Source organism: Saprospira grandis DSM 2844, from assembly GCF_000275825.1.
Lineage (GTDB): Bacteria > Bacteroidota > Bacteroidia > Chitinophagales > Saprospiraceae > Saprospira > Saprospira grandis_A.
On record NZ_JH719942.1, the window covers coordinates 2,272,671 to 2,298,750 of the forward strand.

General features: G+C 47.3%; 18 protein-coding genes and 3 tRNA genes. 17 read left to right on the forward strand and 4 right to left on the reverse strand.

Annotated elements, in window-relative coordinates; all coding sequences use genetic code 11:
• Positions 1-4: 4 nt before the first annotated feature.
• The 3 genes from SAPGRDRAFT_RS10410 to rho form a co-directional block, all read right to left on the reverse strand.
• Entirely contained in the window at positions 5-406 is a 402-nt protein-coding gene (locus SAPGRDRAFT_RS10410; protein WP_002659233.1) for a ribonuclease P protein component, read from the reverse strand.
• Positions 407-512: 106 nt separating this feature from the next.
• Positions 513-677: a 50S ribosomal protein L34 gene (gene rpmH / locus SAPGRDRAFT_RS20745; protein WP_002659234.1), complete on the reverse strand. Its 165-nt coding sequence runs from the start codon at positions 675-677 to the stop codon at positions 513-515.
• Between the two features lie 174 nt (positions 678-851).
• Positions 852-2,714: a transcription termination factor Rho gene (rho, locus tag SAPGRDRAFT_RS10415; RefSeq protein ID WP_002659235.1), complete on the reverse strand. Its 1,863-nt coding sequence runs from the start codon at positions 2,712-2,714 to the stop codon at positions 852-854.
• A gap of 456 nt (positions 2,715-3,170) precedes the next feature.
• Here rho and SAPGRDRAFT_RS10420 point away from each other — a divergent pair, with 456 nt between their 5' ends.
• The 6 genes from SAPGRDRAFT_RS10420 to SAPGRDRAFT_RS10455 all read left to right on the forward strand — a co-directional run bounded on the left by SAPGRDRAFT_RS10420 (position 3,171) and on the right by SAPGRDRAFT_RS10455 (position 12,169).
• A complete protein-coding gene (locus tag SAPGRDRAFT_RS10420; RefSeq protein WP_002657728.1) occupies positions 3,171-3,986 on the forward strand; it encodes an IS5 family transposase in 816 nt (271 codons plus the stop codon).
• A gap of 158 nt (positions 3,987-4,144) precedes the next feature.
• Positions 4,145-5,428: a serine--tRNA ligase gene (gene serS, locus SAPGRDRAFT_RS10425; protein ID WP_002659236.1), complete on the forward strand. Its 1,284-nt coding sequence runs from the start codon at positions 4,145-4,147 to the stop codon at positions 5,426-5,428.
• A gap of 123 nt (positions 5,429-5,551) precedes the next feature.
• On the forward strand, positions 5,552-6,358 hold the full coding sequence (locus SAPGRDRAFT_RS10430) for an inositol monophosphatase family protein (RefSeq protein WP_002659237.1): 807 nt from the start codon (positions 5,552-5,554) through the stop codon (positions 6,356-6,358).
• Between the two features lie 221 nt (positions 6,359-6,579).
• Positions 6,580-7,542, forward strand: coding sequence for an AAA family ATPase (locus tag SAPGRDRAFT_RS10435; RefSeq protein ID WP_002659238.1), 963 nt, complete (start codon positions 6,580-6,582; stop codon positions 7,540-7,542).
• A 4-nt stretch (positions 7,543-7,546) separates the two neighbouring features.
• Positions 7,547-8,566 carry an alpha/beta hydrolase gene (locus tag SAPGRDRAFT_RS10440; protein ID WP_002659239.1) on the forward strand — a complete coding sequence of 340 codons (1,020 nt, stop codon included), beginning with the start codon at positions 7,547-7,549 and terminating at the stop codon, positions 8,564-8,566.
• Between the two features lie 1,137 nt (positions 8,567-9,703).
• A complete protein-coding gene (locus SAPGRDRAFT_RS10455; protein ID WP_253271307.1) occupies positions 9,704-12,169 on the forward strand; it encodes a DUF5916 domain-containing protein in 2,466 nt (821 codons plus the stop codon).
• A 68-nt stretch (positions 12,170-12,237) separates the two neighbouring features.
• Here the strand turns inward: SAPGRDRAFT_RS10455 and SAPGRDRAFT_RS10460 are convergent, their stop codons facing one another.
• Complete coding sequence (locus SAPGRDRAFT_RS10460) at positions 12,238-13,971, reverse strand: glutamine--tRNA ligase/YqeY domain fusion protein (RefSeq protein WP_002659242.1); 1,734 nt, start codon at positions 13,969-13,971, stop codon at positions 12,238-12,240.
• 503 nt (positions 13,972-14,474) lie between these two features.
• Here SAPGRDRAFT_RS10460 and thiH point away from each other — a divergent pair.
• The 11 genes from thiH to SAPGRDRAFT_RS10530 all read left to right on the forward strand — a co-directional run bounded on the left by thiH (position 14,475) and on the right by SAPGRDRAFT_RS10530 (position 26,080).
• Positions 14,475-15,620 carry a 2-iminoacetate synthase ThiH gene (thiH, locus tag SAPGRDRAFT_RS10470; RefSeq protein WP_002659243.1) on the forward strand — a complete coding sequence of 382 codons (1,146 nt, stop codon included), beginning with the start codon at positions 14,475-14,477 and terminating at the stop codon, positions 15,618-15,620.
• Between the two features lie 89 nt (positions 15,621-15,709).
• The gene (locus SAPGRDRAFT_RS10475; RefSeq protein ID WP_002659244.1) at positions 15,710-17,119 is read left to right on the forward strand and encodes a tetratricopeptide repeat protein; all 1,410 of its coding nucleotides are present in this window, start codon (positions 15,710-15,712) and stop codon (positions 17,117-17,119) included.
• A gap of 242 nt (positions 17,120-17,361) precedes the next feature.
• A complete protein-coding gene (bioD, locus tag SAPGRDRAFT_RS10480; RefSeq protein WP_002659245.1) occupies positions 17,362-18,003 on the forward strand; it encodes a dethiobiotin synthase in 642 nt (213 codons plus the stop codon).
• 169 nt (positions 18,004-18,172) lie between these two features.
• Positions 18,173-19,045 (forward strand): sigma-70 family RNA polymerase sigma factor, encoded by an 873-nt coding sequence (locus SAPGRDRAFT_RS10485; RefSeq protein ID WP_002659246.1) that lies wholly within the window; start codon positions 18,173-18,175, stop codon positions 19,043-19,045.
• A gap of 523 nt (positions 19,046-19,568) precedes the next feature.
• A complete protein-coding gene (locus tag SAPGRDRAFT_RS10495) occupies positions 19,569-21,869 on the forward strand; it encodes a lamin tail domain-containing protein (protein WP_002659248.1) in 2,301 nt (766 codons plus the stop codon).
• A gap of 383 nt (positions 21,870-22,252) precedes the next feature.
• Positions 22,253-22,328 (forward strand) — tRNA-Gly (locus SAPGRDRAFT_RS10505).
• Positions 22,329-22,379: 51 nt separating this feature from the next.
• Positions 22,380-22,468: transfer RNA gene (locus tag SAPGRDRAFT_RS10510), tRNA-Leu, on the forward strand.
• Between the two features lie 63 nt (positions 22,469-22,531).
• Positions 22,532-22,604 (forward strand) — tRNA-Gly (locus SAPGRDRAFT_RS10515).
• Positions 22,605-22,956: 352 nt separating this feature from the next.
• The gene (locus tag SAPGRDRAFT_RS10520; protein WP_002659249.1) at positions 22,957-23,562 is read left to right on the forward strand and encodes a toxin-antitoxin system YwqK family antitoxin; all 606 of its coding nucleotides are present in this window, start codon (positions 22,957-22,959) and stop codon (positions 23,560-23,562) included.
• Positions 23,552-24,598 (forward strand): type IX secretion system protein PorQ, encoded by a 1,047-nt coding sequence (gene porQ, locus SAPGRDRAFT_RS10525; protein WP_002659250.1) that lies wholly within the window; start codon positions 23,552-23,554, stop codon positions 24,596-24,598. Before SAPGRDRAFT_RS10520 ends, porQ begins: the two co-directional genes overlap by 11 nt.
• A gap of 96 nt (positions 24,599-24,694) precedes the next feature.
• Positions 24,695-26,080, forward strand: a complete 1,386-nt coding sequence (locus tag SAPGRDRAFT_RS10530; protein WP_002659251.1) for a bifunctional UDP-3-O-[3-hydroxymyristoyl] N-acetylglucosamine deacetylase/3-hydroxyacyl-ACP dehydratase — start codon at positions 24,695-24,697, stop codon at positions 26,078-26,080.

Below are 26,080 nucleotides of genomic sequence, written 5' to 3' on the forward strand. Positions count from 1 at the left end.
TTGCTTAAAAAGTTGCTTCTTCGGCCAATTTTTGCTGCAGGCGGCGGCGAGATTTTTCGGCAGCTTTTTGGATACTGCTTAGTGGTTCGGCTTTATGGCCCAGATAGACCCACATCATTTGCAGTTGTAGGTTTTCGTTGGGCAAGCTGGCCAGCCAATGGGGTTTATTTAGGCGGTAAGCCTCTCGCAATCGTCTTTTGAGTAAATTTCGGTCGGGGGCCTTTTTAAACTTTCGTTTGGCCACCGATACGCCCTGCAAAATAGCGGGTTCCCCCTCTGCTCTGGGCTGTAGGCGATAAAAGATGCGAATGGGGTAGCTCCCCAGCGATTGTCGAGCGGCAAAAATGGCCTGAATGGCCTTTTGCTGCTTGAGTCGTTCCTTTTTTGGAAAAGAAAAATCAGACATATAGGGGGCTTAGGGCTACAAAAACACAAAACAGCCTATCCGCTTTTGCGAATAGCTGTTCTGTGGTATGTATAAGAGTAAGTTATATACAAGCTTGGCGATCGGCTTACTTGAGCTTAGCGCGTTGGAAGTCGTCAGATACAGTTAGGCTCTTGCGTCCTTTTTTGCGACGACGGGCTAGTACTTTACGGCCGTTTTTGCTGCTCATGCGCTTGCGGAAACCGTGCTTATTTACTCGGCGACGTCTTGAAGGTTGGTACGTACGTTTCATGATTCAATAACTTTTGTAATTGTTCTATGAGAATTGCCGGCTGAGCAGCGGCAATAAATTCAATAAAATGTTTGCTTTTAGCCCCTCTTTGAGCTAAAGCGAGGGCAAAAATATAAAAAATATCCCTTTTTTATAGGGCTAGTTCGCTTTTTTTCAGTGAAAAGCAGAAAAAAATTAGCTATTCATAGAAAGCATGAATTCTTCATTGGTTTTGGTTCCTCTTAGATGCTTGAGCATAAAGTTCATGGCTTCATCGGTATTCATATCGGCCAGGTGTCGGCGGAGGATATACATACGGCTCATGATCTGTTCGTCATGCAAGAGTTCTTCTCTTCGGGTAGAGGACTTGGTGAGGTCTATAGCGGGATAGACGCGTTTGTTGGCCAAGCGGCGATCGAGCTGTAGTTCCATGTTTCCAGTTCCTTTGAATTCCTCAAAGATGACTTCATCCATTCTAGAGCCCGTATCGATAAGGGCAGTGGCTAGAATAGTGAGAGAACCTCCGTTTTCGATATTTCGGGCGGCGCCAAAGAACTGTTTGGGTTTGAGTAGGGCGTTGGCCTCTACACCACCAGAAAGGACCTTACCGCTAGCGGGGGCCACGGTATTGTGGGCACGGGCTAGGCGGGTGATCGAGTCAAGGAGAATAATTACATCATGGCCACATTCTACCATGCGCTTGGCTTTTTCGAGGACAATGCCGGCCACGCGGACATGATTTTCGGGATGGGCATCAAAGGTAGAAGAGATGACCTCTGCACGGACATTGCGCTCCATATCGGTAACTTCCTCGGGCCGTTCATCAATCAATAGGATGATGAGATAGGCTTCGGGGTGATTGGCGGCAATAGCATTGGCGACATCTTTTAGCAGGTAGGTTTTACCTGTTTTGGGTTGGGCCACAATGAGTCCACGCTGCCCCTTACCAATAGGCGTAAAGAGGTCAATGATGCGAGTAGAGTAGTGCTTGGGGTTCTCTTGGTCAATGATATTGAGCTTTTCGGTAGGAAAAGTCGGGCGCAAATGATCAAAAGCTACCCGGTCCTTAATATCTGCGGGGTCCCAGCCATTGATATGGCTCACTTGTAAAAGGGCAAAGTACTTTTCGCCTTCTTTGGGCGGGCGAATCGTTCCCTGAATGCTATCTCCTGTGCGTAGGCCCAATAATTTGACCTGTGAAGGAGAAACGTAAATATCGTCGGGAGAAGGCAGGTAGTTATAATCTGGAGAGCGCAAAAAGCCAAAGCCATCAGGCGTCATCTCCAAAACTCCACCCCCTTCAATTACGCCATCTAGCTCTACACTAAAGGCCTTTTTGCGAGCATACTTACGATCTTTACGCTCGTTTTCGTTCCGCTCTTGGTTTTGGCGGCTGTAGCGCTTACGGTCTTGAGGCTGCTCGTTTTGTTCTCTGTCTTGAGGCTCTCTTTTGTTATTTCGCTGTTCTCTGGGAGCTCTTTCTTGAGGTTCCCTTTTGTTGTCGCGTTGGTTTCTGTTGTTGTCTCTGTCCTGAGGCTCTCTTTTGTTATTTCGCTGTTCTTTAGGAGCTCTTTCTTGAGGCTCTCTTTTGTTGTCGCGTTGGTTTCTGTTGTTGTCTCTGTCCTGAGGCTCTCTTTTATTATTACGCTGTTCTCTGGGAGCCCTTTTGTTGTTATTTCGAGGCTGACGCTTTTCTTCTTGAGGCTCCTCCTTTTTTTCTGTAGCTTCTTCTTTAGTTAGCTCTTCTGCTTGAGGAGTTTCTACTTTCTTTTTGGGAGGGCGGCCACGGCGCTTGGGCTGAGGCTTTTCGGCCTCTTTGTCTTCCACTTCTTTTTTATTAGTCGTTTTGCGGCCTTTGGCAGGCGCCTTTTTCTGGGGCTCCTCTTTTTTCTCTTCTTTAGGAGCAGGGGGCACACCGCCATGGATGGCTTGGGCGTCTAGAATTTTATAAATGAGCTCCTTTTTGGGGAGACGCTTATAGCTTTTTACCTGCAACCGCTCCGCAATATCGCGCAATTGAGGCACCAACATTTCATTGAGTTGAAGGATGTTGTACATGTAGTCGTAAATTAGAATTGAAATAGTAGGTAGTTCTATAGCCACAGTCAGACCATCTACAAGCAATTGCTTTCTGCTCGCCCAAGGTGCATAGAATTAACTGATAAGCTGAAGTAGCCTCAGCTAAATGCATTTTACATCAAATAAGTGGACTGTAACTATCAAAATGAAGGGAGCTATCAAACAGGCAGTAGTTTAACCAAATTGGTTTTGCATTTTATCATCTTGCAAATAGCTGCGCTGAATGAGCCCGATAGATATAGGTAGGAAATGAAGCAATTAGATATAGGGCTTCTTGCTTTGTAGACGACAAATTTACACTTTAATTTTAAATTTCAAATACTATCTTTGAGCTTGTTTAAATTTTTTAGTCAGCAGCTAGACTAAGGCAAAAAAAAATGCTGCAAAGCGCTTATTATTGTTGATTACGACAAAAACAAAAAAAGGCTTTGCAACATGGTTGTGAATTTATCAAAAGAATTTATTACGGAAAAAATATTAGCATTTTTTCCCGAAAAAAAATTGGCTCGAAAAACCAAAGCGCCTCTGTGGCAAATTGTTAAAGCGATAATTTATAGGCTTAAAACAGGTTGTCAGTGGAGAGAATTACCGATACAATCTTTTTTTGACGAAGTTCTAATTTGCTGGCAAACAGTATATTACTACTTCAATAGCTGGTCCGAGTCTGGTATTTGGCAAAAAGTGTGGATCCAATTTCTAGCCCATGAAAAATCTTGTTTAGATTTATCTAGTATACAGCTTGACGGAAGTCATACCCCAGCGAAAAGAGGGGGCGAAGCTGTGGGTTATCAGGGCCGAAAAAAGTCCAAAACCACAAATGCTCTCTTTCTCACAGATAAAAATGGGCTGCCAATCGCTATGTCTCCGCCTTTTGCGGGAAACCATAATGATTTGTTTGAAATCGAGAGTCATTTCCAAAAAATGCTTGCCGATCTGCAGCTTTCAGACATCTCTCCTGATGGTTTATTTATGAATGCTGATGCAGGGTTTGATAGCAAAAAACTTAGAGAAAACTGCCAAAAAATGGGCATTATCCCTAATATTGACCACAACAAAAGAAATAGAAAAAAAGCTTATTATCAAGATATTATAGATGAGGAACTTTACAAAGAACGCTTTTCTGTTGAGCGAACTAACGCATGGATTGACGCATTCAAAATTTTACTCATTCGTTTTGAAAGAAAAGCCGACAACTGGGCGAGTCTACACTATTTAGCCTTTATACTTATTTTCCTAAAACGAAATTTTTAAACAAACTCTTTGTGAAAAGCGCCTTTTATCCACTCCTAAAGCAGTTGTTTATCTTCTGTCTGAATAAATAGACGCTAAAATTACTTGGCCTTGGCCCCTTTATTGTAGCCGCTGCCACTCATTTGACAATAACCATTTTACCTACATAAATTAGCTTTATGTTAGCCGTTCAGTTTATTCGCGAAAATCGCGAGAAAGTGCTCAGAAGCCTCAAAATTAGAAGCTTTGAGCCCCTCAACATCTTAGATGATATTTTGGCCGCCGATGACCTACGCCGTAGCCTCCAACAAGATCTAGACGCTCAAAGAGCAGAACTAAAGTCCATCTCTAGCCAAATTGGCCAGCTGATGCGCAAAGGAGAAAAAGCCGCCGCAGAAGAGGCCAAGTCCCAAACGGCTGGCATCAAAAGTCGTATTCACGAGCTAGAACAACTTAGCCGCGATAATGCAGAACGCCTAGAAGAACTGCTCCTGCAGGTCCCTAACTGTGCCCACGAAACAGTGCCCGCCGGAAAATGTGACCTAGATAATGTGGTGGAAAGAGAATGGAAAAAGGACCTTCCAAAACTTCCCGAAGATGCTAAACCCCACTGGGAACTCGCTCAAGAATATAGCTTAATCGACTTTGAAACTGGGGCCAAAATTACTGGCGCAGGCTTCCCGCTCTATACCGGTATGGGCGCCAAACTCCAAAGAGCACTCATCAACTTCTTTCTCGATGAGGCCGATAAAGCAGGCTACCGAGAGTTCCTTCCCCCACATCTAGTCAATGAGGCTAGCGCCCGTGGCACTGGCCAATTGCCCGATAAGGACGGCCAAATGTATCATGCTACAGCCGATAATCTCTACCTGATCCCCACCGCCGAGGTGCCCCTCACCAATATTTACCGAGATGTGATTTTGGCCGAGGATGATTTCCCGATCTGCCTAACGGGCTATACCCCCTGCTTCCGCCGCGAAGCTGGCTCTTATGGCGCCCACGTACGTGGCCTCAACCGCCTTCATCAGTTCGATAAGGTGGAAATCGTTCGCCTAGAACATCCCGAACGCTCTTATCAAGCCCTAGAGGAAATGTGCGCCCATGTAGAAGGCCTGCTCGCTAAATTAGAACTGCCTTTCCGTACACTCCGCCTCTGTGGTGGCGACCTCGGCTTTGCCGCCGCTCTCACTATTGATTTTGAAACTTATTCTGCCGCTCAAGATCGCTGGCTAGAGGTGAGCTCGGTCTCTAATTTTGAGGAGTTCCAAGCCAACCGCCTCAAGCTCCGCTACCGCCCCAATGAGGGCAAGGGAACGATCCAAGCGCATACACTCAATGGCTCTGCCCTGGCCCTGCCCCGCATTTTGGCCACGATCCTAGAAAATAACCAATGCGAAGAGGGAATCCACATTCCTAAGGCTTTGCAAGGCTACCTGGGCGGCCGTACAATGATTACTAAGTAGTTATTTTTGGGGCCTCCCGCCTGCGGCGGGCGCTCCGCGCCCTGCAAAACCGCAAACCGCTAAGAAAATAATAAGAGGGCCCTGGCCCTCTTTTTTTATGCCGAAAAAGTTTTTCTTTAAGTCATGAATAAAACAGAACTAAAGCAAATTGCCGCGGCCCTAAAAAGGGCCCTGCCCCAATGGGGACAGTTTATGCTGGAGGAAATCCAAAAGGTCCAAACTAAGGATGTACTCACTAAAGACCTCAATAGCTTGGTCAGTTATGTGGACCAAGAGGTAGAAAATCGCATTATTAAGTTGGCCCAATCCCTACTCCCTCAAGCAAATTTTATTGCCGAGGAGTCTGGCCAAAAACAAAGCGATAGCCCCTGGCGCTGGATCATTGACCCCCTAGACGGAACGACCAACTATTTGCACCAACTTCCCTTTTTCTCTATTAGTATTGCCCTGCAATATGAAGAGAAAACCGTTTTGGGAATGGTCTATGAACCCAATAGAAAGGAGTTGTTCTGGGCCATTCAGGGTGAAGGCGCCTACCTAAATAAACAGCCCTTGCTGCTTAGCCAAAAGCCAGCCGCCCTGAGCGATAGCCTCCTGGCTACGGGCTTTCCCTATTATGATTTTGAGCAAACAAAGGCTTATCTGGCCCTTCTGGGCGAGCTGATGCCCGCCTGCCGTGGTCTGCGCCGCTGCGGCTCGGCCGCCTTAGATTTGGCCTATACAGCTGCTGGCCGCTTTGGGGGATTCTATGAATATAGCCTAGCCCCCTGGGATGTAGCCGCAGGCGCATTTTTGGTCCAAGAAGCTGGCGGCTTTGTTTGCGACTTTTCTGGCCAAAATGATTATCTTTTTGGGCGAGAAATTTTGGCCGGCCAAAAAGGACTGCAAAGCATCCTTTTAAGCAAAATTCAAAAGCATTTTAAGGCTTAGCCAAAGAAGTTAGTATCTTGATGGTCCAAATTATACAGCTAGAGGCGAGCGAAGCGAGCCGGCTGAGGGATGGAAAAGGGGGGCGCAAAGCGCCAGACCAAGCAAAATGAGCAAAGCGAATTTTGCGAAGGGCCGAGCAGACTTGCGAGCCCTGACACAGCCCGACCCGACCGCAGGAAGGGGCAGCCCCAAAACAAAAAAAAGAACGCTAAAATAGAACTATGAATTATAAGGATGATGTAGAAGCACTGGAGGCCTTGGCCCAGGCTTACCGAGATTTGCGCCAAGAAATTGGAAAAGTGATTGTGGGCCAAGATGAAGTGGTCAAATCAGTCTTGATTTCGCTCTTTTGCGATGGATATAGCCTGCTGGTTGGGGTGCCTGGCCTAGCCAAAACCCTCTTGGTTAATACCATTTCTAAGGTGTTGGACCTGCAATTTAACCGCATTCAGTTTACGCCCGATTTGATGCCCTCAGATATTACTGGGGCCGAAATTATGGACGAACACCGCAATTTTACCTTTTCTAAAGGGCCCCTTTTTACCAATATTTTGCTAGCCGATGAGATTAACCGAACCCCACCCAAAACACAGGCGGCCCTGCTAGAAGCTATGCAAGAACGCTCGGTGACCGTGGGAGGGGTGAGCTATAAGTTGCCTAAACCCTTTTTGGTCTTGGCCACCCAAAACCCCATTGAGCAGGAGGGAACTTACCCCTTGCCCGAGGCCCAACTCGACCGCTTTATGTTTAATATTGTGCTGGATTATCCCACTTATGAACAAGAGGTGCAGATTGTGAAAAATACCACTTCTGGCCAAAAAGTAGAGCTAAAAGGCGTGGTTTCTGCCGAGCAAATCGTCTTTTTCCAACAACTAATTCGCAAAATTCATATTGCCGATAATGTGCTGGAATATGCCGTGGGACTGACCAATAAAACTCGCCCAGGCACCGCCATGGCCACCGATAAAGTTAATAATTATATCTCTTGGGGCGCTGGACCAAGGGCCTCGCAGTTTTTGGTGCTCGGCGCCAAATGTCATGCCGCCATCAACGGAAAATACTCTCCCGATAAATCTGATGTGCAGGCCGTAGCACCCTATATTTTGCGCCACCGGGTGGTCCGAAACTATAAGGCAGAGGCGGAAGGCATCACGATCGAGCAGATTATTCAAAGCTTATTCTAGAACTATGCGCATACTAAAATGGGTGGTAGCTGTTGTATTTATATTGATTTCGGTGGGAACGGTAACTTATGTCTTGGGGCCAAGGCCTAAGGCGGAAAATATTCCCGATAATTTACCTATTTATCATACGCCTTATGCCTCTGCCGCCGCTTTGGAGGCCCAGGTCGCCGCCTTTGATGCTCGCGATAAGGATGTGAAAACGGGCAACCAAAGCCGAGTAATTTGGGCCAATGATAGCCTCAAGAAAAAGACGCCTTATGCCTTTGTCTATTTGCATGGATTTTCGGCTTCGCCCATGGAGGGCTGGCCCATTCATGAGCAGTTGGCCAAGCGCTATGGGGCCAATTTGTATCTGCCTCGGCTTTCGCAACATGGCCGAAAAGATGTAGATGCCTTTGCCGATTTGACGGTACAAAGCTATGTCCAATCCGCTAAAGAGGCCCTAGCCATTGGCCGAGAATTAGGCGAAAAAGTGATCCTGATTAGCTGCTCTACGGGCGGCAGCTTGGGCCTTTACCTCTCGGCTGCAGATACCGCTATTGCCGGACATCTGGCCTTTTCGCCCAATATCCAAGTGGCCGACCCCAACGCCAAATTACTAACAGGCCCCTGGGGAATGGAACTGGCCCGCATGGTCTTTGGTGGCGATTACCGCAGCTGGGTCCCCGAAAATGATAGCATTGATAAGTACTGGACGAGCAAGTACCGCATCGAGGGCCTGATTCAATTGCAATTGTTAATAGAGAATTGTATGAAGCCCGAACTCTTTGAACAGGTCAAACAACCCTTTTTCCTCGGCTATTATTATAAGAATGAAGAGGAACAAGATCCCACGGTTTCGGTGGCCAAAATGCTCGAAATGTATGAGCAGCTAGGTAGCAAAACCAAACGCAAACAGGCTTTCCCAGAGGCAGGGGCACATGTCATCTGCTCCCCCTGGACCTCCAAAGCTTGGGAGGAGGTGCAAACCGCAGCCATCGCCTTTTTAGAGGAGGAGATGCAGCTTAAAGCAGTTTCCAAATAGCCCAAAAGGATAATTTTTATAGAAAGGTAGTGAGCTTTTTTGCTGACTACCTTTTTCTTGTTTTGGGGCCCGCGGCCAGCAAGCTGGCCGCCGCTATGCTGCGGGGCTCACAGGTCTGTTCGGCCCTTCAGGCTACACTTCGTTCCGCCTTCGGTCTGGCCTACGGCCACCCCTCCGCAGCGCTGGGCCGCTCAACAGCTATTTTTAAGCTAGATCTCCCGCTTCGGCCAGGAAAAAGGCGCAAAACCTAGGTTTTGCGCCTTTTTTTATGTCCAATTGTTAGGGAATTGTTAAAAATTGAAAAAACGCAACAAAATGAAAAAAGGCAAAAGTTAGGTCTGGCGGTAAACTGGTTATGTCTGGCGGTAAACTGGTTATGTCTGGCGGTAAACTGGTTATGTCTGGCGGTAAACTGGTTATGTCTGGCGGTAAACTGGTTATGTCTGGCGGTAAACTAGTTAGGTCTGGAAGTAAACTAGTTAGGTCTGGCGGTAAACTAGTTAGGTCTGGGGTGTTTAGAGCCATGGGCTAAAGCCCTTGTTTGCGATGGGGCTTGGATAAGCAGATAGTCGCCTAGGGACAAGCCCCTAGGCTAATCCAATGGAGTCAGCCCTCTGCGAGGGCCTCAACTATTGATATACAAGGCCTTGTTCAGTTGTTGTCGCAGAGAAGAACCTTATCCAAAGGCCCTCTTTAGAGGGCTGTCTGAAAAAGCTAGCCTAGGGGCTTGTCCCTAGGCAGCAAAAAGGGGAAACACAAAATATTAAGCAGACTCGCCGAAGAAGAAACTTAAGCTGGAAAAAGACAGATGAGCGGCCTAGCGATGCGAAAGGGGGCGGCGAAGCCGCAGACCAGAACAAGCCCTTTAGGGTGCAGTTCAACGACCAAAGGGAGTAACCGAAGGTGCGTAGCACCGAAGCGAAGGGCCGAGCGACCAGCGAGCCCTGCAGCGACAACAAGCCCTTTAGGGCGCAGTTCGACGACCAAAGGGAGTAACCGCCGACGACCGAAGGGAGGCGGAGGCCCAAAAAACAACTTAGTCGAAATTTGCAGAAGGCTAATAGTAAAAGTTTGACGGCTATTTCTTTAGCGCCTAAATTTGCCGCTAAGAATTACAAACCTCCACAACGAACTATTATGCAGCAGTTTTATCTACTGATATTCTTTTACTTATCGGCTATTTTGGGCTTGGCGGCTCAGCCGGTGGGCATGGCGGCCTACCCCAACAAAAAGGGCTTGCGGGCCATGCAATTGGGGGAGGGTAAATTAAAAATTGATGGCCGCTTGAATGAGGCGGCCTGGCAGGCGGCCCCCATTGCCGAGGGATTTACGGAATATGAGCCTGCGCCAAATACGCCAGGCTCTTTTCGGACCGAAGTACGGGTAATTTATGGACCTTCGGCCATTTATATAGGGGCCTATATGTATGATCCTGCGCCAGACAGCATTTTGCAGCAGTTGGCGGTTCGAGATGAAGTTTCGGGCTCTAATGCCGATTATTTTACCGTTTACATTGATGGGATGTTTAGGCAGCAAAATGCCTTTCATTTTACGGTCAGTGCTTCGGGCGTGCGAGAAGATGCCAGTGATGGGGACCAACTTTGGGATGCGGCTTGGCGCTCTGGGCATCAGATATTAGAAGATGGTTGGAGCGTAGAGATAGAGATTCCCTACTCGCAATTGCGTTTTGCACCTCAGGAGCAGCAGCTTTGGGGCATCAACTTCGAGCGTTATATTCGGAGATATAGAGAAAGTGCGTATTGGTCGGCCCTAGACCCCGAAATAGATGGGGAGGTGCAGCAATTTGGCTTATTGTATGGTTTGGAGGGCATCAATCCGCCCTTGCGCTTGTCCTTAACGCCCTATGCGGCCAGTTATTTGACCTTAGAGAATGGGCAGGCGCCTAGCTTTCGGGCTTCTGCAGGAGCAGACCTAAAATACGGCATCAATGAGAGCTTCACCTTAGATGTAGCTTTGATACCAGACTTTGGCGATGTGCAATCGGACAACCTACAATTTAACCTCAGCCCTTTTGAAATCTATTATACCGAGCGCCGCCCCTTTTTTACGGAAGGGACCGAATTATTTGGGCGAGCCGATTTATTTTATTCTCGTAGAGTGGGGAGCCGACCCAGTCGAGCCAGTTGGGCCAGCAGCCAAATGGATAGTACCGAAACCCTAGTCAGCAATCCAGAACGCAGCCAGTTGATTAACGCCCTAAAGTTGTCGGGCCGAACCAAAAAAGGCCTTGGCGTTGGGGTGTTTAATGCGGTAACCGCCCCGGCCTATGCCAAAATAGAAAGCGAAAAAGGGGAGGAGCGCAGCATCAAAACCGAAAGCCTGAGCAACTACAACCTTTTAGTCATTGACCAGCAGCTGCGGAACAACTCCTATATTAGTTTTGTACAAAGCTCTGTTTTGCGTTCGGGTGGTTTTACCGATGCAATGGCCTGGGGGACCGAATTTCGCTTGACGGATAAAAAGAACCGTTATGTATTGTCGGGCTCAGGCGCTTATAGTCGCCGTTATTTGGACCCAGAGCTTCATACTGCAGAGCTAGAAGATGGCTTTAAAGCTTATTTAAATGTAGGGAAGATTCAGGGCCAATGGCGCTGGTCGCTCAATCAAACCGTCTATAGCGATCAGTATAATATTAACGATCTGGGCTATATTGGTCGGCCCAATTATCTGCGGACCACCGCCAATCTAGATTACTATATCTTTAAGCCTTTTGGCCGCTACAATTATATGCACTACAATTTCTCTACTTATATGGAGCAGTTGTATAAACCCTATAATTTTAGCCGAATTGAAATGAATGCGCAGGTTTCGGCCACCGATAAAAACTTCTTATATAGCTTTTTTAATTTAGCTTTTCAGCCTTTGGGCTATGTCGATTTCTTTGAGGCCAGAGAGGCGGGCCGAGCTTGGAACAAACCCGTCTGGGGCCGTATTCGAGGCTATTTTTCTTCAGATTATCGCAAACCTTTTGCCTTGGATGGCGATATTTCTTATCGGCCCTTTTTGTCGGCCAATCCCATCTGGAAGAATGCCTATACCTTTGAGATGGAGCTGAGCCCCCGCTACCGCTTTAATGATCGGGCCAATTTGGTCTTGTCTCAAAACCTGACCCTGCGGAACAAGAACCTGGGCTATGTCAATCGCTTGGCAGATGAGAGCATTGTCTTTGGGCAGCGCAGTTATCAAACCCTAGAGTCGCAACTAACCTTTAATTACCTCTTTAGTCCCCTGATCTCGCTGAGCTTTAGAGCTCGACACTTTTGGGCCTCGGTGGCTTATTCAGATTTTTATGTTTTGGACCAAACTGGCGACCTACTCGATAGCTCCTATGATGCTTTGCACGACCAAAATTATAATGCCTTTAATATCGACCTGATTTTCCGCTGGCGCTTTGCCCCCGGTAGCGAGTTTAATGCAGTCTGGAAGAATGCCATCCTTACTGAGGGCCAATATGTAGAAGAAAACTATGGCCGAAACTTTCAGCAGATGCTAGAGGATAATCCCCTCAATCAGTTTTCTGTGAAGTTGCTCTACTTTTTAGATGTTCCCCGCTTTGGACAGGAGCTGGCCAAACGCTTTTAGTTTGGCCCAAAAAAAGCGCCCCAACAGCCTAGGCTGTTGGGGCGCTCCCTTTTTAGGGGGGCAAGCAATTAGTTTTGCTTCTTTTTGTTTTTCTGTTGGCCACCTTTTTTCTTTTGTTGGCCGCCCCCTTTGGGCTTCTTCTTACCCCAATTATCTCTTAGGGGAGAAGTCTGGTTAAAGCAGGGCTTTTCGGCTGTACTCTCGGCATCTAGGGTAAAGTAACCAATGCGCATAAACTGAAAAGCTTCTCCTTGCTTGGCCTCTTTCAAGAAGGGCTCTGCATAGGCGGTCTCTATGATCTCCAAAGATTTGGGGTTGATATCATCCAAGAAGTTGCCCGATGCTTTACCCGGTGCTTCCGTAGCAAAAAGACGATCGTATTTGCGAACTTCTACGGGAACCGCATGCTCAATAGATACCCAATGCAAGGTCCCTTTGGCTTTTACGCCACTGGTATCTTGACCACTCTTACTGTTTTCAATAAAACGGCAACGTACTTCTGTCACTTCGCCCTGCGCATCGGTTTCATAGCCCGTGCACTCAATAATATAAGCGCCCTTGAGGCGTACGCAGCGGCCCGGACCGAGACGGAAAAACTTCTTGGGTGGGTCAATCATAAAGTCGCCCCGCTCAATATAAATTTCTTTGGTAAAGGGCATGCTGTGGGTAGGCGAATCCTCAAGTTCGGGATTATTGACTACCTGCATGTCTTCACAATGGCCCTCGGGCAAGTTCTCAATGATTACTTTAAGAGGGTCGAGCACACAAAGGGCACGAGTAGCTACTTTATTGAGCTCTTCCCGCACACAGAATTCCAAAAGCGAAAGGTCAATGAATTGCTCGCGTTTAGATACCCCAACTTTCTCAATAAAGTTGCGGATAGCCATGGGCGGATAACCGCGGCGACGCATCCCCGAAAGGGTGGGCATCCGTGGGTCGTCCCAGCCACTAACATGGCCCTCTTCTACCAATTGCTTGAGCTTGCGCTTAGAGGTAATGGTATAATTGAGGTTGAGGCGAGAAAACTCTAGCTGTTGTGGCTCATGAATCTCTAGGTTTTTGGTCAACCACTCATAAAGCTCGCGGTGGGGCAAAAACTCTAGTGAGCAAAGCGAGTGCGTGATCCCTTCCATAGCATCCGATTGACCATGGGCCATATCGTACATAGGGTAAATCTTCCAAGCATCGCCAGTGCGGTGGTGGGCCATATTTTTTACCCGATAAATAATGGGGTCGCGCATAAGGCGGTTGGGGTGGCTCATATCAATTTTGGCCCGCAAAACGCAGATGCCTTCTTCATATTCGCCAGCCTTCATCTTCTCAAATTCGGCTAGGTTTTCTTCTACAGAGCGGCTGCGGTATTCGCTGGCTTCCTCGGCTCTTTTTTGGCGGTCCATTTCTTCGGCAGAAGTAAAATCGACATAAGCCAAGCCTTTTTGAATCAGCTTAAGGGCATATTCATAAAGCGTCTGAAAGTAGTCAGAGCTGTAATATTCTCTTTCTTCCCAATCAAAGCCCAGCCAACGCACATCTTTCTTGATGCTTTCCACATACTCGGTACTTTCCGTGGCGGGATTGGTGTCATCAAAGCGCAGATTGGTTTTGCCGCCAAATTTTTCGGCAATGCCAAAATTGACACAAATGGCCTTGGCGTGACCAATATGCAAATAACCATTGGGCTCTGGGGGGAAACGAGTGTGCACCTGGCCCCCAAAACGGCCATTCTCATTATGTTCTACAATAATTTGCTCAATAAAATTGAGCGATTCTTTTGGTTTGTCGTTTTCTTCTACTTTAGACATGCTCTTTTATTCTAAAATGTTCAGTTTCTTTTGGGGCCTGCCGCCTTTGGCGGCCGGGCTGTGTCAGGGCTCGCTGTTCGCTCGGCCCTGCGGCGCTTGCAGCGCCTGGGTCTGCGGCTGCGCCGCCCCCTTTTCCATCCCTAGGCCTGCGGGCGCTTCGCGCCCTGCAAAACGCAGAGAAGAACATTCGCCTAAGGCCTTTGTTCTAAGAGAACAAAATTAGTCATTTTAGGCAAAAGATAGGACTTAGGCGCTTGCTTTTTGTTGGCCCGCCCTTTTTTTCCTCTTTTGCTGGCCCGCAGGGCAGCCTTTCTTTTGGCCTAGCGATGTGCAGCAGTGGCCGTCAGGCCAGACCTAGCCAGCTTGCTGGCGCAGGGCCGAGCAGACCTGCGAGCTGCGAAACGTAGCGCAGCAAGGCGAAGCCGCAGCTGAGGCCCCAAAAAATCATAGAATATCAGTAAACAAGCCTTATCTTTGGGCAGAATCAGAAATAGAAAAACATGATGCGAGCACCACAAGCCGAACGCTTTAGCGAGCTATTTGAACAATATGATTGGGCGGCCACTAAGGCCAGCATTTACGCCAAAACGGCGGCTGATGTAGAGCGGGCCTTGGCCAGCGAAAAACCCAACTTAGAAGATTTTAAGGCCCTGATTTCGCCTGCGGCCGCGCCCTACCTGGAGCAAATGGCCCAAAAAAGCCAAGCCCTGACGCTCAAGCGCTTTGGGCGAACCCTGCAGCTTTATGCCCCCCTTTATCTCTCTAATGAATGCCAAAATATTTGTACCTATTGCGGCTTTAGTTTGGATAATCCCATGCGCCGCCGCACCCTTAGCGGAAGCGAGATGTTGATGGAGGCCACGGCCCTCAAAGAAATGGGCTATGAACATATTTTGCTGGTTACAGGAGAGGCCAATAAGACCGTGGGCATAGATTATTTTGAGCGGGCCTTTAAGGCTTTGCAGCCGCATTTTGCGCAGTTGTCTATGGAAGTGCAGCCGCTCAAGCAGGAAGAATATGAGCGTTTGTTGCCTTTGGGCCTGCATGCGGTATTGGTTTATCAGGAAACCTACCACAAAGAAGATTATAAAAAGCACCACCCCAAGGGCCGAAAATCCAATTTTACTTATCGGCTCGATACGCCCGATCGTTTGGGCCGGGCCGGGGTGCATAAAATGGGCATCGGGGTATTGATTGGTTTGGAAGATTGGCGGACCGACAGCTTTTTTACGGCCTTGCACCTAGATTATTTAGAGCGGAAATACTGGAAAAGCAAATACTCCATTTCTTTTCCGAGATTACGGCCTTTTTCGGGGGGATTGGACCCCAAAGTACCGATGAACGACCGAGAACTGGTCCAACTCATCTGTGCCTACCGTATATATAATGAAGAAGTAGAATTGTCCTTATCGACCAGAGAATCTGAGCACTTTCGAAATCATACTATCAAATTGGGCATTACCTCCTTGAGCGCAGGCTCCAAAACGAACCCTGGCGGATATGTGGTTGAGCCGCAATCATTAGAGCAATTTGAAATTTCAGACGAAAGGAGTCCAGCCGAAATCGTAAAAATGATAGAGGCGCAAGGCTATGAGGCCGTTTGGAAAGACTGGGACAAGGCCTACAGCGGTTTGCTTTCTAAAGTCTAAAAAAACCTTAGGAAGCCGTTAATCTCTTGTGGAAGTAGGGCGAAGTCGCTACCTTTTGCGTTATAGAAAGTATCACATAAAAAATAGGCATGCAAGCATTTGATTATAATGAGGGAGAGGGCCAAGATTTTCGCATGATTTTGCGCCGATACGAGGGAATGTTAGCCAAGGGCGAACTTCAGTTTTTGGACCTAGAAAGCTTTTTGCGCTTATTAGAGCATTATGAGGCGCAGGGCAAATGGGAGCAGGCTTTTTTAACTTTAGAGCATGCGTTGCGGCAGCACGCTTTTTCGGGCCAATTGTATCTCTTTGGGGTGCAGCTCAGCTTGGAGGTGGACCGCCTTTGGGAGGCCGAGCGTTATTTGGCGCAGGCCAAACTTTATGAGCCTAGCAGCATGGAAGTCCGCTTTTTTGAGGTGGAAATCTTGCAGCAAAGAGGACATTATAAGCAGGCTTACAGATTATTAGATGAGATGATGGCCGAGGCCAAGGGGGCGGATCGTCTAGAAGCCCTTTTGATGCAGGCGGTCATTCATGAGCAGCAAGAGCGCTATGATAAATCTTTTGAACTCTTGGCCGAATTGCTCCGAGAAGATCCCCATCATGAGCTAGCCTATAACCGCATTTGGTTGGCCATGGAGCTGGGCGAGCTCTATACGGAAGGGGCCGAATTACATCAGGAACTCACCGATTTGGATCCCTATGCGCCCTGGGCTTGGTACAATTTGGGCCATGCCTACAAGAAACTGGGCCTTTATGAAAAGGCCTTAGATGCTTATGACTATGCCATTGTGATTGCCGAAAAAATGGAATTTGCCTATCGGGATTATATCCCCTTATTGATGCATCTCAAGCAATTGGACCGTTTGGCAGGGGTATTAGAAGACTTTGAGGAGCATTTTCCTCAATATCCCCAAGATTTGGGCATGTGGAGGGGCCAACTACTACAACTGCAGGGACAATATGCTCAGGCGCAACAGCAGTTTTTAAGTCTGTTGGAAGAAGAAAAAACGCCCAACTGCTTTTATTTGCTGGGGGTCAGTTATGCGGCTCAGGGGCAGTGGCTAGCGGCCCTAGATGCCTTTGAGCAGGCCTTTAAATTGGCGGATTATGAAGAGCGCTTCTTATTGGCCATGGCCGAAACCCACAATCAATTGAACCAAGAAGAGGCGGCCAGAAACTGCTTTCAGCAGGCGGTGGAATTGGCCCCGCATTCGCCTTTGGTTTGGCGCAGCTACCTAGAATTTCTAATTGATGAGGGAGATTATGAGCAGGCCTGGCTGGCCTTACAATCGGCGCAGTTAGAGAGCAATGCAGATATATATGATTGGGCGGCGGTGCTTTTGCTTTGGCAATTGGGCCAAAAACAGGCCGCTAGCGAGCAACTCATTATGGCCCTTTCTACAAAGGTCTGGAGCAAACATTTGTTGTTTGAGCTAGAACCCGATCTGGAGCAAAACGAAGCCTTTATGAGCTGGTGGGGCAGCCATTTAGATTAGGATTTGGGGCCCGCGGCCGGCTAGGCTTTGCCTAGGTCGGCCGCCGCTATGCTGCGGGGCTCACAGGTCTGTTCGGCCCTTCGCTTTTTCGCTGCGCTCAAAAGCTCGGTCTGGCCTTCGGCCACCCCTCCGCAGCGCTGGGCCAAACCGCTTTATGAATAAATTAAAATGTCTATCCTAAAACAGGATGGGCATTTTTTGTTTTTTAGGCAGTGATATGATGAACATATAAAAAACAACAGATGTCAAACAACGCATTTTTTCTTAGCGGAATAGGAACTGAAATTGGAAAAACCTTGGTCTCGGCCATTTTGGTCAAGGCCTTAAAAATGGATTATTGGAAACCCGTACAATCGGGAGAACTGGAATATACGGATACCGATAAAGTCCGGGACTTGGTCCAATGGGAGGGCCTAAAGACCCACCCAGAGCGTTATCGTTTAGAGATACCGGCCTCTCCACATTACTCTGCTAGGGCCGAGGGCAAAAAAATAGAGCTAGAGCAGTTGGTTATTCCCAAAACTGACAATAATTTGCTGATAGAAGGGGCGGGCGGCCTGATGGTCCCACTAAATGAGGAAGAGCTATATATAGATTGGGCCGCAAGGCAAAAATTGCCCGTTATTTTGGTTTCTCAAAACTACTTGGGCAGCATTAACCATACAATCTTGAGCATAGAAGCCCTAAAAGCTAGAGGCTTGACAGAAATTTACCTCTTGTTTAATGGTCCATCAACCCCATCGACAGAAGAATTTATCTTGAATTATAGTCAGTTAACTTGTTTGGGCCGAGTAGAACAGGCTGAAGGCCCCGTAGATGCAGCCTTTGTGGCCCAAGAAGCTAAGCGCTTAAAATCAAATTTTGAAAAAATTTTAAAAAAATAGGTGTTGTAACGGTAACAATTTTGCTGTTTTGGTCATAGATAGGTAACAAAGATATAGAGTCGCCCCTTTTATATAATTTTTTTGCTTCAATAATTTGCTTTTTATAGCAAAAAAGTGAAACTTTGCCCGCCTCAGGGCGTATACCTAGAAAACTTTATCAAAATAGCCTATGCGACAGTTAAAAATTACCCAGAAGATTACCCAACGCGAAAGCTCAGCATTAGAGAACTACTTAAAAGATGTGAGTAAAATTTCTATGGTTTCGGCCGAAGAGGAGGTGGTTTTGGCCAAAAAAGTAAGAGCTGGCGATCAGCAGGCTTTGCATCGTCTGACGACAGCCAACCTGCGTTTTGTCATTTCGGTGGCCAAGCAATATCAGCATCAGGGCATGGCCCTAAGTGATTTGATCAATGAGGGAAATTTGGGTTTGATTAAGGCGGCCCATCGTTTTGATGAAAGCAAGGGATTTAAATTTATTTCTTATGCTGTATGGTGGATCCGTCAATCGATTTTGCAGTCTTTGATGGAGCATGGGCGAATGGTGCGTTTGCCCTCTAATAAATTAGGGGGGCATGGCCGATTGCTTCGGGCCAGACAGCGCTTTATGCAAGAGCATGAGCGGGAGCCTTCGGTAGCCGAGTTGGCGGAAATTCTGGAGCTAAGAGAAAAGGATATTGTGGCTTTGGAGCGCATGATTCAAAAACATATTTCTGTAGATGCGCCTTTGGGAGCTGGCGAACGAGATTCTGATGTGAATATGCTAGATACACTGGCTTGTTCGCTAACAGAAGAAGGCGATCAGGCTTTGATGGAAGAGTCTTCGCGGATAGAGCTAAAAGGGCAATTGGACCGCCTGTCTGATTTGGAGCGCCAAATTATTGTTTCTTATTATGGTTTGTATAATCATTGCCCAATGACTTTAGAATCTATTGGAGAAGATTGTGGCCTGACCAGAGAGAGAGTACGCCAAATTAAGCAGCGAGCCTTGCGCCGCCTCCGCCGATATATTAAAGCAGATTTAGTTTTGCCTTCTGCAAGCTAAAGGACGATATATAAAATATTTAATTGTGTAATTTAGTAGTTTCAGTAAGTAGTTGAAAGCCTTCCTTTGCGGGAAGGCTTTTGCTTTTGGTCCATCTAGGCGCGCAGCGCCTCGGCTGAGGGATGGGCAGCAGTGGCCCAAAGGGCCAGACCCAGCCGCCAAAGGCGGCGCAGGGCCGAGCGAAGAGCGAGCTGCGATACAGCCCGACCCGCCCGATAATTCATGAGGGTTTCCACCCTCATTTTGTATTGCTTCGCAAAGCGATACCGCTTTGCGCTGGGTTTCAACCCTGCGGAAGGGGCAGCCCCAAAATAGAAGTACATAAAATATTAACTTAGTTTACATAAAATTAACCCAAAGTAAATTTGGTGTTCCTGTGTTTTTGTAGTTTAATATTTGTGTTTTTAGGCTTCTTTTGCACAACTCTTTTAATCACTAGTAGGCCCTTGTTTGTAGGCATTTTTCAAAGAAAGTGAAAGCCCTATATTGAGTTAAATCTTTATCCACAAAACAAAAAACGGGCATGAAAAAACTATCCCTAGCTATTCTTGCAGTCTTCTTGACAGTAGCCGCCGCGCAGGCGCAGATTGTCATCAATGAGATTATGTACAATCCCCCAGAAAGTGGGGCCGACTCCACAGAATTTATTGAGCTCTACAATGCGGGCACTGCTGCTGTAGATATTCAGGGCTGGCATTTTACTGCCGGTGTAGCGGACTCTGTAGATGTTTCTACCGTGATTCCTGCTGGAGGCTACTTTGTTTGGACCGTAAACGCGGCCGCTTTTCAAAACACTTATGGCCAAGCTGCTGGCCGTGAATGGGCTTCTGGTGGTTTGAGCAATGGCGGAGAAGCCATCGTTTTGGTCGATGGTGCTGGAGTTCTTATGGATTCTGTTACTTATAATGATGCCGGTAGCTGGCCTACTGCCGCTGATGGCCCTGGTCACTCTTTGGCCCTTTGCGATGCCACTACAGATAATGCCGATCCCGCAAACTGGACGGTAGATTCGACCAATACCGGACTTACCGTAGGCGGAACGGCTCTTTTTGCTAGCCCCGGCGCTGTAAATACAACCAATTGTGTAGTCAATACGACCTTGACCGTAGGCTTTGTTGGAACACAAACTTATGTAGACGAAAACGTAGGTACGGTAACAATTGATTTGACGATTCAGAACCCTAACGCTACGGCTACTACAGTAGAGGTGAGCATTGGCGCTTCTTCTACGGCTATTGCTGCTGATTATACCAACTTTAGCAGCCCCACAACCGTTACTTTTCCTGCCAATAGCACAACTAACCAAAGCTTCACGATTGATATCGTAGATGATGCCGACCAAGAAGTTTTGGAAACCATCATTTTTGAGTTGGGCAACGCAACTAACGGCGCAGTCATTGGTACAAACAACAGCTATACAGTGAACATCAACGCTAGCGATATTGCCGCCGTTCCTGTTCCTGATGTTGTGATTACAGAAATCTTGTACGACCAAGTAGGAACCGATACCATCGAGTTTATCGAGTTGTATAATAATGGTGCTGCTACTGCCGACTTGAGTGGCTTCTACTTTGATGGCGTTACTTATACTGTGCCTAACGGAACTACTCTTGCCGCTGGTGCTTACTGGCTGATCACTTTGGATTCTGTGGCCCTACAGGCCGTAACTGGCGTAACCGCTAACCAATGGACCTCTGGCGCATTGAGCAATGCTGGGGAAGATATCGTTTTCTATACTATTGCTGGCGATACTGTTGATATTGTTAACTATAACGACAATGCACCTTGGCCCCTACGCGACGATAATGTCGCTATCCAACTTTCTGATGTAAATACAGATAATAACGATGCCGCCAACTGGTGCTATGCTACCAACAATGCCGGTACTACTGGCCTAGGCGATATTCTTTATGCTACTCCCGGCGCTGCCAATACAGCCTGCGCTTCTCCTGGTGTTTATGTTTACTCTACTATCGATCAAATTGATGGACTTCTTCTTCCTGGCAATGTTCCCGCCTATGAAGGCGATAGCGTTGAGCTTCGTGGCCTAGTCTACTGCGCCGATTTCCGCTCTAGCAACGGCCTAGACTTTGCCCTAATCGAAACGGCTTCTACTAACGGTATCCGCGTCTATGCACCTGTAGATATTAACAACTACACCGTAAATGCTGGCGACTCTATCCGTGTATTTGGCCGAATCAATAACTACAACGGTTTGTTGCAGCTATTGGCCGATAGCATCGATTTTGTAAGTGCTGGCAATGCCACGTTGAGCCCCCTAGAGGTAACTGCTCTTTCTGAAGCTACCGAAAACAAATTGATCGAAATCAATAACTTGACTTTGGTTGATCCCGCTCAATGGACAACCGGCACTGGCTTTGGCTTTGCCGTTGAAGCTACCAATGGTACCGATACTTTTGATCTCTATATCGATAATGATGTAGATCTTTTCACACAACCCGCTCCTACTGGCGCATTCAAAGTATATGGCTTTGGTGGACAGTATGACCCCAGCATTCCGCATGATGAAGGCTATCAGTTGCTAGCTTGCAACTCTAGCATTACGCCTATTTCTAGCCTGAACTTGAGCACTCAAGCGCCTGTTCGCATCTATCCCAATCCCGCCCAAGACCGTCTATTCGTAGAGGCCGAGGCCGTTGATGCTATCCAAGTATACAACAATTTGGGCCAGTTGATGATTCGCCTAGACAACTTGCAAGGTAATCGCCAAGAACTCAACTTGAGCCAACTAGAGGCCGGTGTATACCACCTCAATATCATCCGCAACGGACAATCTAGCAGCCAAAGCTTTATCAAGCAATAGGCTTAGCGCAATGATTTAATACCAAAAGGTCTTCTTCCCAAAATAGGGGAGAAGGCCTTTTTCTTTTGGGGCCTCCCGCAGCAAGCTGCGGGCGCTACGCTTTGGGGCTCGCAGGTCTGCTCGGCCCTTCGCTTTTTTCGCTTTGCTCAAAAAAGCTCGGTCTGGCCTTCGGCCACCCCGCCGCATCGCTAGGCCTGCGGGCCTGACGGCCCTGCAAAACGCAGATTGGAGCATTTTTTATGCTTAAAAGCCATTGAAAAACAAAAACTTATAAAATGAGGTTATTTTTTTGTTTGTTTTTTTTGCCAAAAAGTTTGCAAGAACCAAAAAGCTGCCTTATATTTGCAAAGCAGTTCGGAAGAGAGTTGTTAAATATTTGATAAGCAGAAGTAGCTCAGCTGGTAGAGCATAACCTTGCCAAGGTTAGGGTCGCGAGTTCGAATCTCGTCTTCTGCTCCAAGAGAAGTTCGCAAGAGCTTCTTTTTTTTTGGATGAACAAGAAGTTCTTTTGCCCGGATGGTGAAATCGGTAGACACGCAGGACTTAAAATCCTGTTGACAGTAATGTCAGTGCGGGTTCGAGCCCCGCTCCGGGCACCAAAAAAAGGACAAAAAAAGTTTGGAGTTTAAAAAAAGCGCCTTATCTTTGTGTCCACACAACAAGCAGAAGTAGCTCAGCTGGTAGAGCATAACCTTGCCAAGGTTAGGGTCGCGAGTTCGAATCTCGTCTTCTGCTCAGGATTCTCACGATCGAGCAGTTTCTTTTATAGGAGCTGCTTTTTTTGTGTCTATACTTCAAAGCTCAATCTTTAATTAGGTTGGGCTTTTTGTGTTTTGGTCCAATGAGGAAGGGCGCGCAGCGCCCGCCGAGGAGCGCAGCGACTGGCTGAGGGATGGGCAGCAGGGCCGCCGCAGGCGGCAGACCTAGCGGCTGAAAGCCGCGCAGGGCCGAGCAGACCTGCGAGCTGCGAGACAGCCCGACCCGCCTGCAGGGCGGGGCAGCCCCAAAAAAATAGCCCTTAGAATAAAAAAAGAGGGAAAACCTGTAGCGGAAAGAATAAAGCGTACTTTTATAGGAAAACAGTTTTATGAAATGGATTTGGATGCTATTGCTGCTCGTTTCTTTGGGTAGCTGTCAATTGAAGAAAGTGGTAGAGCGAGATGCGGAGGGAAGAAAAATCAGTCGTTATCGGCAGCATAAGAAAACGGGAGAAATAGAGGGGCGCTACAAAGGCTTTCATGAGTCGGGGGGGATTGCTTTAATTATGCATTATAAAAAAGGGAAATTGGATGGGGCGGTAAAGACCTATTACCCCAATGGGCAGCTAGAAAGTTTGGCTTATACGGTAAAAGATCGTTATGAGGGGAAGTTTCAGTATTGGCACAGCAATGGGCAGCTCAAGCAAGAGGGCGAGTATATTAACGGTGATATAGAAGGGCCGTTGAAGACCTATTATCCCAACGGAAAGTTAAAGGAAATCGTTGAGTTTAGTGGTAGTGTAGAACATGGGGCCTATACCTTATACTATCAAGATGGAAAAATAAAGGAAGAGGGGCATTTTTTGAAAGGGCCGAATATGGATGGCCTCATTAAGCAATATGATGCGGAGGGGCAGTTGTTGCGCAAACAATCTTGTTCGGCGGGCAGTTGTGAAACCATTTGGGAGCGTAAAACAGCAAAAGATGAAGAATAAGGTATTGATTTTTTTGGGCCTATGTTTGGCCTTTTCGGGCTTGCAAGCTCAGGTAGAAGGTGGGCGCTATGTCTATGAGTTTTTAGAGTTTTCGCCATCGGCTAGGGCAACGGCTTTGGGCGGGCGTTTGCCCTCTGTACGAGACAAGGACCTGAGCTTGTCCTTTCTCAATCCGGCTGCTTTGAATGCAGAGAACCACAACACTGTATCCTTACAGCAGAATGCTCATATTTCGGGTATTACGCATGGAACCGTGGCTTATGCCTATCATATTGCGCCCAAAAAACTGAGTTTGATGGGGAGCATAGAGCATGTGAGTTATGGTCAGTTTGAGGGCTATGATGAAGTGGGGCAGGCTACGGGCAGTTTTTCGGCCTCGGAGTTGGCTTTGGGTTTAGGGGCGAGTTATCAGGCTAGTGATAAGTGGAGCTTTGGGCTACAAGTTAAGGGGATTTTCTCTAGATATGAGGCCTATTCATCTAGAGGTTGGGCGGCTAATTTGGGCATGATTTACCAGGATACGGCCAAGCGTTTCAGTATGGGCTTTGTTTTGAAGAACATTGGCCAGCAGCTCAAAAGCTATCATCCGGATCAGGAAAAATATGCCCTGCCCTTTGATATGCAATTGGGGATTAGTCAGCAGCTCAAGTATTTGCCTTTGCGGATTTCGGTGGTGGCGCATCATTTGGACCGTTGGGATATTCGCTATGAGGACCCCGCATTGGTCCAGGAAAATAGCTTATTGGGCACGGAAGAACCGCAGAACAACGATTTTGGCGATAGCGTAGATAATTTTTTCCGACATTTGAACTTTAATCTAGAGTTTTTGCTAGGGCCTAGCCTCCGTTTGCGTTTGGGCTACGACCATTTGCGCCAAAGAGAGATGAGCATAGAAAACTTGCGTTCTTTGGCAGGATTCTCGGCAGGTATTGGCTTCAAACTCTATAAGTTTCGCTTTGATTATGGGCTGGCCAACTATCATTTAGCCGGGACCGTACATCATTTTGGCATCAGTACTCGGCTTCAAGATTTTTAAACAGAATTAGGAAGGCCAATAAATAAATGTATCTTTGTGGGTTGAAAAGCAACCGCAAATGCTGCGGTATTAAAGAGACTAGCAACTTAGCAAAGCATGAGAAAACAGCAGTGCCTAAAGCAGGCGGTAACAATAGTTGGAAAAGGCTTACATTCAGGGATAGATGTTGAACTTAAGATCTTGGCAGCCGAGGCTGGCCATGGTATTCAGTTTCAACGTATGGATTTGCCCGAAGCCCCTGTCATTAAGGCTGATGCCGCCAATGTTTTCAAAACTGATCGCCATACGGTAATTGGAGATGAAACCGCTTATGTAGCTACTGTAGAGCATCTGATGGCTGCTTTTTATGCTTTGGGTATTGATAATGCTTTGGTAGAAATTAATGCTGCCGAACTCCCTATTTTAGACGGTAGTGCCCAGCCTTTTATAGAGGCCTTTAAGGCCGTTGGCCTAGAGGAACAGGCTGCAGAAAAGCCTTTGCTTAAAATTCAGGAGCCTATTTCGGTGAAACTAGGCGAAAGCGAAATTAGTATTTACCCTGCCGAGGAACTAGAGGTGATGGTGACCGTAGATTTTCAGTCTGCCGTTTTACCCGCTCAGTTTAGCCGCTTTAAAGCCAGCCAAGAAAGCTTTGAAGAAGCCATTGCGCCCGCTCGTACTTTTGTTTTTTTGCATGAGCTCTCTGCGCTTTTGCAGCATGGTTTAGCCAAGGGCGGACAGCCCGATTCGGCCCTCGTTTTTGTAGAGCAACTCCCTACTGCCAAACAAAAGGAGGCCCTAGAACAACAATATCAGCAAACTATTGATGTGCAAACTACGGGCTTGCTGCCTGGCCAAAGTCTCCGCTATAACAATGAGGCCGCCCGCCACAAATTGCTTGACCTTATGGGCGATTTGGCGCTCTTGGGTTTTGATATTGTGGGACGAATTGTGGCCCATAAACCCGGACATGGCGTTAATAACAAAATGGCCCTAGCACTTCGCCAATTGGCCATCAAAGAACGCAAAACGAAGAACATTCCTGTCTATGACCCCAAACAGGAAGCCATCTATACTGTTGAAGATATTTTTGGGAAACTGCAACATCGTTATCCCTTTTTGCTCATTGATAAAATCATTGATCTTTCTCCCCAGCATGTGGTGGCGGTAAAGAACGTGACCTTTAATGAGCCTTTTTTTGTTGGACACTTTCCTGGCCACCCCATTATGCCTGGTGTGCTCCAAATTGAAGCCATGGCCCAAACTGGCGGAATTTTAGTCATGGAGGCTATCGAGAACCCCCTCTCTTACGACACTTATTTCCTCAAAATTGATAAGGCCCGCTTTCGCCGGCCTGTAGTCCCTGGAGATACGCTCATCTTCCGTCTAGACCTGATGCGCCCAATTAGAAGGGGCTTGGTCGAAATGCAAGCTAAGGCCTATGTTGGTGATAAACTAGTGGCCGAAGCCGAATTATTAGCTCAAATTATTAAGCGTAAGTAA